The 1,833-nt window shown below is 42.0% G+C and carries 2 protein-coding genes and 1 tRNA gene; all 3 read right to left on the reverse strand.

The genetic code is table 11. The features are described 5' to 3' along the window. Nucleotides 1-1,278: chaperonin GroEL (gene groEL / locus GCCT14_RS04700; protein ID WP_192875510.1), on the reverse strand; the 1,278-nt coding region annotated here is incomplete at its 3' end. Nucleotides 1,279-1,407: 129 nt separating this feature from the next. Then, nucleotides 1,408-1,479: transfer RNA gene (locus GCCT14_RS04705), tRNA-Cys, on the reverse strand. Between the two features lie 39 nt (nt 1,480-1,518). Then, nucleotides 1,519-1,833 (reverse strand): DNA translocase FtsK (locus GCCT14_RS04710; protein ID WP_275655993.1); only part of this gene is annotated, 315 nt, incomplete at its 5' end.

The following is a 1,833-nucleotide window of genomic DNA, read 5'->3' on the forward strand; positions in this document are numbered from 1 at the left end:
TGCATGAAATAGAGCAACACCACCACCTAAAACCACACCTTTTGACATTCCAGATTGTGTAGAGCTCAAACTGTCTTCAAAAAGTTGTTTTTTGTAATCAAGCTCTGTCTCTGATGAAGCACCTACCTTAACAACAGCTACTCCACCTTGCAATTTCGCGGAACGTTGAAGGATTCTTTTCTTGTCATAATCATTTTCAGCTAAGTCTGCTTCTTTTTTCAGAAGAATAGACCTAGCTTTCAAGTCAGCAGATGCGCCTTTTCCTTCAATTATAGTAGTGTGATCTTTTGTAAGGACTACCTGAGCAGCACCACCTAACATCTCTATAGTTGTACTCTTTAAAGTGCGCGAAAGACTTTCTGTAATGAACTGTGCCCCAGTAAGAACGCAAATATCTTCTAGAAGACCCTTTTTCTGATCGCCAAATCCAGGAGCTTTCATCGCAGCAACCTTTAAAGCACCATTCAATTTGTTCAATGCTAAGGTAGAAATCTCTTCACTAGAAAAATCATCTGCAATTATTAGAAGCTCTTGCCTGGTAATCGAAATCGATTGAAGTATCGGAAGTATATCCTGAACAGAATTGATCTTTTGGTCAGATACAAATATGAGAGGGTTATTCAATTCCACGCGACGGCTTTCTGTATTAGTAATAAAGTATGCGCTCAGATAACCCCGGTCCAGTCTCATACCTTCAACTATTTCAACCATTGTCTCCATAGAACGACCACTTTCTATAGCAACAACCCCTTCTCGTCCAACTTTTTTGATCGCGTCGCAAAGTGTCTGACCAATCTCTTCGGCAAAAGATCCATGTGCAGAGACTTTAGATAAAGCCAATACATCATCGTCCGAAGAAACAGGAGTGCTAGACTCTTCGATAGCTCTAGTCAAGTACCCAATCGATTTCTCTATTCCCTTTTTCAAGAGAACAGGGCTAACACCAGAGTTAATTTGACGAACCGCCTCAGTTACCATTCGATTAAACAGAAGAACAGCAGTTGTAGAACCACCACCACACTTCGCCTTTAGCTTATTCGCGATCTCTCGACAAAGCTGAGCTCCTAAATTTTCAAAAGGATCTTCCAAACAAACTGAACGAAGGATTGAGTTACCATTATTCGTCACAGAATGGGAACTCCAACCCTTGTCTAACGCTACATTTTTGCCCCTAGGTCCTAAAGTATGGCAGACAGCTTGGGCAAGCTTGCTAACTCCGTCAGCAAGTTTCTGGCGGGCAGTTTCAGAAAAGAGAATTTCCTTCGAATGTTTCGGCACAGAAAAACCTCCTAAATTTGACCTCTTCCTGGAAGAACCGTTGGAAGACTCTATCAAAATGCAGGGTCTATGTCAAGGAAACGTCCATAGACTTGTGAATATAAGAGAAAAATATCGAGGGCGGTAATAAGGCGGCACTCAGATTCGAACTGAGGAATAAAGGCTTTGCAGGCCCTTGCCTTACCGCTTGGCTATGCCGCCCTGAAAAAGCGGCGATGGTACCAGATTTGGTAGACAAAGTCAAAAATCATTGGTGTCTTTTAGTTGATTGGATGAAAAATCTCCTTTCCCTATAAGAATTTTTCTCTGTTTGGATCCATCTTGTGGACTGACTACTCCTTGACGTTCCATCTCATCAATTAAGCTTGCTGCCCTTGGATAGCCGATTTTTAATCGGCGTTGCAGAGAGGTTGTTGAGGCGATTCCTGTTTCCATGATTATTCTGACAGCTTGATCGTATAGTGCATCTTCTAAACGATCACCTCCAATTCGCGTGCATCCTTGATCGAATATGTTTTCATCGAAAGAAGATACAATGTAGTTGGGACTGGTTCG

Source organism: Candidatus Similichlamydia epinepheli, assembly GCF_003056015.1.